We start from the raw sequence: 8,757 nt of genomic DNA, 5'->3' as shown, positions 1-8,757 counted from the left end.
TTCAGCAATAAACGGTGCCGTTTACCGATGGTGGCGGAAGTGTTTCTTCAGGTACATGACTAGGAACTTGTAGAAATGTTCCGTATTGCGGTTGTCGGCCTTGTTCTTCCGCATGGTCACGAGAAGTTCGCGCCGGAACGGGGCATCCACAATCTTTAGCAGGCGAATCTTGCGCTTTTCGACACGGCCCCAAGTGTATTCTGGCCAAAAGCACACGCCTATGCCCGATGCCACTGCGTCCTTGATGGCCGATGTGTTGTCGCTCTCGAACGAAACGTCCATCTGCACGCCGATATCGTGGCAGAACTCGTTACATATATTGCGCAGTTGCTTTGTACCCGCAAGCCCGATAAACTTTTCGCCCTTCATCTGTGAAAGTGAAATCGCATCCATTTTCCTGTACTGATCCACATTCGGGACGGCAAGGAAAATTTCTTCCTCGAAACTGCAAGCTGCATCGTCGTCGGTAGTTGCAAGGCGCGCATGCGCAAACGTAGAAACGCGCATATCGTACATGGTCGAACTTTCGTTCTGGCTCAAGTCGAAACTGATTTCCGGATGGAGGCGCTTGTAGGCAATCACTGCAGAAGTTATCAACGAAGATGCCGCCAGCACGTTCAGGCGAATCTTTACCGCATCATCGCTGGCCATGTCACGCAACTCCTGCGGGAGCCGGCCAATTTCTTCGTAAAGGGGCTGCACACGTTCGTGGAAATACTTACCATATTCTGTCAACACGATGTTTCGGCCCTTCGTCTTGAACAGCGGAACACCGATTTCTTCTTCGAGCTTGTGGATGGCCTTGGTAAGCGCCGGCTGCACAATACACAGGTTATGCGCGCTCTGCGTCACGTGCTGCGTACGGGCGACTTCTAGAAAATATTTGAGATGTGTCAGTTCCATACTATTTTATTACCTCGCGCAATTCATAACTAAAAGTGATGAATTAAATATAAATAATGCATTAGTCATTATCAATTACCATTGCTACCTTTACGGCCGAAAAACACAGGAGTTATTTATGAAGCACATCAAGAACACGGCTTTTGCCACCATCACCATCCTTGCCGCCACAGCATTTATCGCCTGCCAGGACAACCGCGGTTGCACCTTTGACCAGGCCGCCAATAAGCTCGAATGCCCCGAAAAGACCTACTCCACCATCGTCATGGGTGGCAACACCTGGATGGCCGAAAATCTCGCCGTCTTCACGCCCGATTCCAGCATCTGCTACGACAACAATCACCAAAACTGCGAAACGGACGGGCGCCTGTATTCCTTCGATGCAGCCATGAGTTCCGCTTGCCCCTTGGGCTGGGGGCTGCCGACCCGCGAAGATTTCAAGGCCGCCTTCGAAGGCAAGGCCATCACCGAACTCAAGAACAAGGATTCCTTCAACCTGCAGTTTGCCGGATTCAAGTACTACGACGGAAAGTTCGCCGACCGCGGGCAAACCGCAAGCTTCTGGACCGCAGACGCCTTCGACGATTCCAGGGCCTACATGGTCCGCGTGACCGATTCGGCTTACACCTTCGAACACTTCAACAAGAATATCGACGCCTCGGTCAGGTGCATCAAGAAGTAGGGTACAGCCATGGAATGGCTCATTGACTTATTCACAAAACCCTCTGTCGCACAACAGGTCATTGCCATCGCGCTCACCGCGGCACTCGGGCTCATGCTCGGGAAAGTCAAGGTCAAGGGAATCAGCCTCGGCGGGGCGGGCGCGCTCTTCGTGGGCATTGCCCTTGGGCACATTGGCCTGCGCGTCGACGGAAGCGTACTCCACTTTATCCAAGAATTCGGGCTCATCCTGTTCGTGTACACCATCGGCATGCAGGTAGGGCCCGGATTCATGGATTCCATACGCCGCCACGGGCTCGTGCTCAACATACTTTCGACAAGCATCGTGCTCCTCGGCGTGGCGGTAACGCTCTGCCTGTACTTCTTTACAGATATGCATAACAACGTACCCGTGCTCATCGGGATGCTCTGTGGCGCAGTCACGAACACGCCATCCCTTGGAGCCGCGAATTCAGCCTTTGCCGCGGCTGGGGTGGACACGTCCCTTACGGGCATCGGGTACGCTGTTGCATATCCATTCGGCGTCATCGGGATTATACTCGTGATGCTCCTCGTGCGCATTTTCTTTAGGCAGAACCCAGACAAGGCCGCCAAGGATTACGCCGCCGATATCGCGGCAAGCACAAAGGAAATCGAATCGTGCAGCCTCACTGTCGAAAACAAAAACCTCTTCGGGACCTTGCTGAAAGATATTCCCGACCTGATTTCGAGCGGAGCCGTCGTCACGCGACTGATGCGCGGTAACGATATCTTCACCCCGAACGGGAAGACCGTAATACAGGAAGGCGACAAGCTGCATATCGTGGGCATGCCCGAGGCCGTCGCCATCATGGAAAAGATTATTGGCAAGCGCCTCGAGACCCCCATTACTAAGGAAACCGCAGCAGATAGCGGCCGCACCATCTTGGTCAAGACGGTTCTCGTCACAAACAAGAAGGTGCTCGGCAAGACCATCGGTGCGCTCGCCCTTGCCGATCGCTACGGCGTGAACGTGAGCCGCGTTGTCCGCAGCGGTTTCAAGTTCACTGGCCGGCTGGACATGCGCATAAAATTCGCCGACAAGTTCCTGCTCGTCGGTACCGCCGAAGGCATCGAGGCCGCCGCAAAGGAACTCGGCAATTCGCTCACTGCACTTGACCACCCCGAAATCCTGCCCGCATTCCTCGGGATTTTCCTCGGGGTCGTCGCAGGCAGCATCCCTATCGCCATCCCGGGAATGCCTACCCCGCTAAAACTCGGGCTTGCAGGTGGGCCGCTCATCGTATCGATTCTCCTGAGCCGCAAGCGCAAAATCGGACCGCTCAACTTCTTTATGGCGAACAGCGCGAACCTCATGCTCCGCGAATTCGGGCTCACGCTGTTCCTCAGCTGCGTAGGGCTCAATGCGGGCATCAAGTTCTTCGATGTGCTGCTGAACGGCGACGGAATTTACTACATGGGCCTCGCCGCGCTCATCACCTTCGTGCCGCTCGCCATTGTCGCAACCGTCGGGCACCTGGTATTCAAGGTGAATTACCTCTCGCTCTGCGGCGTGCTTGCGGGCGCCACCACGGACCCGCCCGCACTCGCCTTCGCAAACGGCCAGGCCGACAGCGAAGCCGTCAACATCGGATACGCCTCCGTCTACCCGCTCACCATGCTGCTACGCATATTGAGCGGCCAGGTACTCGCCATACTGCTGATTTCTACCTAAAAAGAAAGCAAGAAGCCCGCTGCGTTTGCGGCGGGCTTTTTTATATACACAATATTGAGCGGTCGCTAAATAAGTTTTTCGACTTTACTGCACAATGTTTCTGCTTCTTCCGCTGTAGGCGCCTCAGCGATTACGCGAATAACAGGCTCAGTATTGCTCGCGCGTACGTGCACCCAGGACTTTTCGCTCCCGAGCCACAGGCCGTCGCGTTCGTCGCTCTTCCAGCCGGCAAATTCAGCCTTCACCTTAGGCAAAATGTCCGCCACCTTCTTGTCGCCGAGTTCGAACTTCTTCTTCGGCATCACGTAGGCGGGGTTTTCGGCCACGAACTTCTCGGGGCCGCCGTCATGGTGCGCCATCCAACTGAGCACGAGAGCCGCTGCCACCAGGGAATCACGCCCGTAGTGGAGCGCCGGCAGAATCACGCCGCCGTTGCCTTCGCCGCCGATGATGCAACCGTTTTCAATCATCTGCAGGCTCACGTTGATCTCGCCCACCTTCGCGCGGCTGAAAGCACAACCGTACTTCGTGGCAACATCTTCGTTCATGCGGCTCGTCGAAAGGTTCACGCAGACGCTACCCTTCTTCTGGCTAAGCACTTCTTCAGTTGCAATCGCGAGCGTATACTCCTCGCCAATACTTTGTCCTAAACCGTCCACGAGGGCGCAGCGGTCCGCATCCGGATCCACCGCAAAACCGAGAGCACAGCCATTCTTCTTCACGGCTTCACGCAGGTCACCCAAGTTTTCCGGAATCGGTTCCGCACCGCGCGGGAACGTGCCATCGGGTTCGCAATGCACACGCACCACCTCGCAGCCGAGCTGTTCCAAGAGGCGCGGCACAATGTAGCTACCCGCACCGTTCACGGCATCTACGGCCACCTTGAATTTCTTCGCGCGAATCGCCTCCACGTCCACGAACGGAATCTTGAGCGTCCCGTCGATGTGGATGCCGTCGGCATCGGGCGCCACCTCGTACTTGCCCATCGTGCGGTAGTCGGGATAGCTGAAGTTGTCCGCATCGGCGAGTTCAAAAAGTTTCTTCACGTCGTCGGGCCCGAGGAAAAGCCCCTTGCTGTTGAGGAACTTGAGTGCGTTCCATTCGAGCGGGTTGTGGCTTGCGGTAATGATGATACCCGCATCCGCCTTGAAATGCACCGTCAGGAGTTCCACCGAAGGCGTCGTCGAAAGGCCCACGTCCACAACATCTACGCCAGAGAGGCGGCAGATGCCCGCGACAAACTGCACGATGGCATCGCCGGTGGGGCGGCTGTCGCGCCCGATAACGACACGCTTCGCCTTTGTAATCTCGAGGAAGGCGCGCACATGGCTCTTGAGCACCTGCGGGGTGAGGGTATCGCCCACGATACCGCGGATACCCGAAATAGAACGCATCAGTTTTGACATCTTGTATACTCCGTTTTTAAACCTATCCGAGTTCCGGGACGCACGCGTAGAACACGAGCGGTTCCTCGCTCTCGTTAATCAGACTGTGGCTATGGCCCTTCGGGCAAAAATGGCACTGGCCCGCTTCCACATATTCCACGCCGTCGTCAAAGAGCACCTTGCCCTTGCCGCTTACAAAGAACATAATCTCGCTGTTGGTCTCGTGCTTGTGGAAACCGATGGATGCACCCTGCTCGAGCGTCCCGTGCATAATGCGAGTCGTCCCGTCAAAGTACATCTTTGCCTTGTATTCCTTCTCGCCGCCCTTGAAGTTCGGCAGCACCGTCGTTTCCATGCCTTTCAAATCGATAATCATCGTAACCTCGTCTTTCACCTGAAAGCACTATGAATTATAGCATTTCAAAGTACGCAAATCAGAGCCTGCTATCCAAGAATTCGAACATCTTCGTGTAGGCATTGTCGCGGGCCGGCAAATGCGAAAGGAACAGGTCGTGAAGGCCGCCCTCGATTTCTTCGAGCTGCACGCTCGACCCGAGATTCCGGCCATATTCGCGGATATGCTCCACGTTCAGCACGCCATCGCAATGGGAGTATTCTTCACTCCAGTCGTCATCGCGGTAACTGCAGCCGCTATGCATCACTAGCACCGGAGGCACAAGCCGCAAGCCGGCCTGCACACGCGCATGCCCCTGATGGATGGCACGGAGCCAGCCAAAGTCTATCGGGAGGCTCCCGCGCACTTTCAATTTCGAGTCGTACTCCCACTCGCCAAAATCAGATTTCAGAAGACTCTTGTCGTAGTTCTCGTTAACGCTTCGCGGGATTCCCAAACCCGGCAGCAACGCGCCCACTGCAGAAAACACGGGAACGACAATCTTACGCATCGGCCAGCCGTAGTTCATCTCCAGAAACGGACTGTTGAGCACGATGGCCGCAAGGCCAGCACCGTTGTCGCGGTCTGCCGCGTAAAGGCACGCGATAAGTCCGCCGGTACTGTGCCCCAGCATCACGAGCGGTACCGAATCCCCCTCTGTATTACGAACAAACGCAATTGCCGTATCAAGCTCAGCATAGTATTCCCGGATATCGCGAAGTTCTCCCATCACTTCACCATCGCGATACGAGCGTCCGTACTTGTGCAGGTCTATTGCATAGAAGGCATAGCCCGCCGAATCCATCTTTTCGGCAAGGTTTCGCTGGAAGAAATAATCATTGAATCCATGGATATAAAGCACGGCCGCCTTGCGAACATTTTCCGTCTGCGGGCCTACATATCGCACAACCGTCGCATGGTACTGCGCGCTGTCTCCCGCCTCGAAGGAATAGATTGTAAAAGGTTGTCCGAGAAGCGGATCCTCACTCTGCGCCATCGCGAGCGAGGCCAGAAGCGCAAGCACACATACAAACTTCATCGCAACTTCCACAGGGTAAACAAAATTTCCAGGGTGACCATAACAATAAAAAAGATCAAGCCGAGAATGACGCCTATCTTTTCGCGACGGCGGTATTCGTTTACATTGTATTTGGGTATATAGGCCTTTATTCTCCAGGCACCGAGTTTCCCCATGACGCAAACATGTATCACCCATGAGAAGATAACCGCAGGTGGAGCCAAAAGAGGGAACTCAGTCCAATCAATGCTATTATCCAGGACTCTAAACAAGAACTTTATCGCGACATTGGCGAGAGCCAATTCTAAAAAGAAGCGAAGGCTCTTCAATTTCCTGTAATGCACAATGGTCGAAAAAATGGGTCCGCCGAGAGCCGCGCTCCACATGAAGTTGCCGGCAGGGTGTTGGTCGCCTCCGAGAGCATCCGGATCATCGTCGTCTTTTTCTTCGCCCCAGTCAGGGGGAACAGGTTCCTTTCCAAAATCCTCGTTTGGTGCACCGCACCAGAGGCAATTGGACATATCATCCGGAAATTCCTGGCCACACTTCTTGCAAATCATACTGCAAGAATAATAAAAAAATACCCCGGCAACGGTTCCGGCATTTTTCTATCTTTGCATCCGTGATTCAAATCCAGAACGTCTCCAAATCATTCGGCGTGCAAGTCCTTTTGGACGGTGCGAGCCTGCTCGTGGGCGACCATGAGCGCGTGGGTCTCGTGGGTCGTAACGGCTGCGGCAAGTCTACGCTGTTCAAGATGATTCTCGGGCAGGAATGCCTCGACGGCGGTTCCATCGATATTCCCAAGAAATACACACTCGGCTACTTGCAGCAGCACCTGAACTTCACGCACGCGACCGTGCACGAGGAGGCCTGCAGTGTACTGAAGCCCAACGAAGACGGCTGGCTGGAAGAACACAAGGTAGAAGCGATTCTGTTCGGCCTCGGGTTCGACGAGGAATCCATGCACAAGAGCCCGATGCTCCTTTCGGGCGGTTTCCAGATCCGCCTGAACCTCGCAAAAGTCTTGGCGAGCGAGCCCGACATGCTGTTGCTCGACGAACCGACGAACTACCTCGATATCGTGTCGATGCGCTGGCTCAGCAGGTTCCTGCGCAACTGGAAGGGCGAAGTGCTGTTGATTACGCACGACCATCACTTTATGGACGAGGTCTGCACGCACACCGCCGGCATTCACCGCCACAAAATCCGCAAGGTGAAGGGTACAGTAGAAAAGCTGCGCGAGACGATTGCCGAAGAAGAGGAAGTCGCGCAGCGCACGCAAGAGAACGAGGCAAAGAAGAAGGAACAGCTCGAGAAGGTTATCGAGCGATTCCGCTACAAGGCAGCAAAGGCCGCCATGGTGCAGTCCAAGATCAAGGCCGCCGCAAAGCTTGCGAACGGCGAGCGCCTCACCCACGAACGCAACCTGGATTTCAGCTTTACCGAAGCACCCTTCCCTGGCAAGAGAATGCTGCAGATCAAGGGACTCTCGTTTGCGTATGATGGCGGTCCGGAACTCATCACCGATTTGACGATGGAAGTTTTCAAGGGTGACCGCATTGCCGTCATAGGCCCGAACGGCCGCGGTAAAACGACGCTCTTGAACCTGATTGCAAAAGAACTGCAACCCACCGCCGGCGAAATCAGCCACAACCCTAACCTACAGATAAACTATTTCGGGCAGACAAATATCAACCGACTGAACCTCGACAACACCGTCGAAGAAGAAATCGCAACCGCCATCGCGGAAGTCTCGCAAAAGAGCCGTGCCCGCGGGCTTGCCGGCCTCATGATGTTCAGCGGCGATGCCGCCCTCAAGAAGGTGAAGGTACTCAGTGGTGGCGAGCGGAGCCGCGTGCTCCTCGGGAAGATTCTCGCAAGCGCCTGCAACATGCTGCTACTCGACGAACCGACGAACCACCTGGACATGGAAAGCATCGAGAGCCTCATCGACGCGCTGGAAGATTACGAAGGCACCGCGATGGTGGTGACCCACGACGAAGAACTCCTGCACGCGTTCGCCACCAGGCTTGTGGTATTCGATGGCGGAAAGTGCCGCATATTCGAAGGCACCTACGCGGACTTCCTCGAGAAGGTGGGTTGGGCATCCGAAAAGAAGCCCGGCGGTAGCGAATCCGCAAACATCAAGGTCTCGAATATCGACGTGAAAACTGACGCAGAGAATGCTGCGCCCCGCGCCAAGGAAGACCGCAAGGCACGCGCCGACTACATCGCCGAGCGCAGCAAGGTCATCAAGCCCCTCGAAAAGAAACTTGCAAAACTCGAAGAAGACATCGCGAAGGCAGAAGCCCTCGGCGGCGAACTCGAAGCAAAACTCGTGACCGCCTCGGAATCCGGCGACGGGAACGCCATCACCTCCATCGCCAAAGAGATGGACGACAACAAGAACCTTGTTGACAGCCTCTATGCGGAATGGGAGCGGACTAGTGCCGAACTCGAAGCCGCCAAGGATAAATACCCGATTTAGACCGTTCGCGCTACACCCCGGTGTTAAATTACTCCGGCATGCGCTCACTCTCGCAAACACGCCTCGTTAAGACGAGGCGCTTTTTGCTCACTGTAGACCGTTCGTTCGTCATCTGGGACACACGCTTTTTCGCAAAAAAAACTCTATCACTATTTTCTTTGCTTTTTGGGGCGATTAATATATATTTATTGA

Annotated in this window: 8 protein-coding genes; 3 read left to right on the top strand and 5 right to left on the bottom strand. The window is 55.0% G+C overall.

The genetic code is table 11. The annotated features are described in order from the left end of the window. Positions 1 to 21: 21 nt before the first annotated feature. Positions 22 to 903, bottom strand: a complete 882-nt coding sequence (locus B7994_RS09240; RefSeq protein ID WP_088638177.1) for a LysR family transcriptional regulator — start codon at positions 901 to 903, stop codon at positions 22 to 24. Positions 904 to 1,021: 118 nt separating this feature from the next. Between B7994_RS09240 and B7994_RS09235 the strand changes: the two genes are divergently transcribed. Together B7994_RS09235 and B7994_RS09230 are read left to right on the top strand one after the other, a co-directional pair. Next, positions 1,022 to 1,585, top strand: a complete 564-nt coding sequence (locus tag B7994_RS09235) for an FISUMP domain-containing protein (RefSeq protein ID WP_088638176.1) — start codon at positions 1,022 to 1,024, stop codon at positions 1,583 to 1,585. 9 nt (positions 1,586 to 1,594) lie between these two features. Further along, positions 1,595 to 3,277, top strand: a complete 1,683-nt coding sequence (locus B7994_RS09230; protein WP_088638175.1) for a putative transporter — start codon at positions 1,595 to 1,597, stop codon at positions 3,275 to 3,277. A gap of 65 nt (positions 3,278 to 3,342) precedes the next feature. Here the strand turns inward: B7994_RS09230 and glmM are convergent, their stop codons facing one another. The 4 genes from glmM to B7994_RS14100 are packed head-to-tail and all read right to left on the bottom strand — an operon-like array spanning position 3,343 to position 6,634. After that, positions 3,343 to 4,683: a phosphoglucosamine mutase gene (glmM, locus tag B7994_RS09225; RefSeq protein WP_088638174.1), complete on the bottom strand. Its 1,341-nt coding sequence runs from the start codon at positions 4,681 to 4,683 to the stop codon at positions 3,343 to 3,345. Positions 4,684 to 4,705: 22 nt separating this feature from the next. Continuing rightward, on the bottom strand, positions 4,706 to 5,038 hold the full coding sequence (locus tag B7994_RS09220; RefSeq protein ID WP_088638173.1) for a cupin domain-containing protein: 333 nt from the start codon (positions 5,036 to 5,038) through the stop codon (positions 4,706 to 4,708). 58 nt (positions 5,039 to 5,096) lie between these two features. Then, the gene (locus B7994_RS09215; RefSeq protein ID WP_158213119.1) at positions 5,097 to 6,095 is read right to left on the bottom strand and encodes an alpha/beta hydrolase; all 999 of its coding nucleotides are present in this window, start codon (positions 6,093 to 6,095) and stop codon (positions 5,097 to 5,099) included. Beyond that, positions 6,092 to 6,634 (bottom strand): hypothetical protein, encoded by a 543-nt coding sequence (locus B7994_RS14100; RefSeq protein WP_158213118.1) that lies wholly within the window; start codon positions 6,632 to 6,634, stop codon positions 6,092 to 6,094. The genes B7994_RS09215 and B7994_RS14100 overlap by 4 nt, the downstream gene beginning before the upstream one ends. Before the next feature lie 62 nt (positions 6,635 to 6,696). Between B7994_RS14100 and B7994_RS09205 the strand changes: the two genes are divergently transcribed. After that, entirely contained in the window at positions 6,697 to 8,565 is a 1,869-nt protein-coding gene (locus B7994_RS09205; RefSeq protein WP_088638170.1) for an ABC-F family ATP-binding cassette domain-containing protein, read from the top strand. Positions 8,566 to 8,757: the final 192 nt, after the last annotated feature.

This window comes from Fibrobacter sp. UWR2, assembly GCF_002210285.1.
In the GTDB taxonomy this organism is placed as follows: Bacteria; Fibrobacterota; Fibrobacteria; order Fibrobacterales; family Fibrobacteraceae; genus Fibrobacter.
Note: the sequence above shows the minus strand (reverse complement) of the source record. Positions and strands in the feature narration are given on the sequence as shown.

What these genes read in the sequence shown, in the direction of transcription:
- B7994_RS09220 (WP_088638173.1), bottom strand. Translation starts at nt 5,038, where the DNA reads ATGATTATCGATTTGAAAGGCATGGAAACGACGGTGCTGCCGAACTTC.
- B7994_RS09240 (WP_088638177.1), bottom strand. Translation starts at nt 903, where the DNA reads ATGGAACTGACACATCTCAAATATTTTCTAGAAGTCGCCCGTACGCAG.
- B7994_RS09235 (WP_088638176.1), top strand. Translation starts at nt 1,022, where the DNA reads ATGAAGCACATCAAGAACACGGCTTTTGCCACCATCACCATCCTTGCC.
- glmM (WP_088638174.1), bottom strand. Translation starts at nt 4,683, where the DNA reads ATGTCAAAACTGATGCGTTCTATTTCGGGTATCCGCGGTATCGTGGGC.
- B7994_RS09215 (WP_158213119.1), bottom strand. Translation starts at nt 6,095, where the DNA reads ATGAAGTTTGTATGTGTGCTTGCGCTTCTGGCCTCGCTCGCGATGGCG.
- B7994_RS14100 (WP_158213118.1), bottom strand. Translation starts at nt 6,634, where the DNA reads ATGATTTGCAAGAAGTGTGGCCAGGAATTTCCGGATGATATGTCCAAT.
- B7994_RS09230 (WP_088638175.1), top strand. Translation starts at nt 1,595, where the DNA reads ATGGAATGGCTCATTGACTTATTCACAAAACCCTCTGTCGCACAACAG.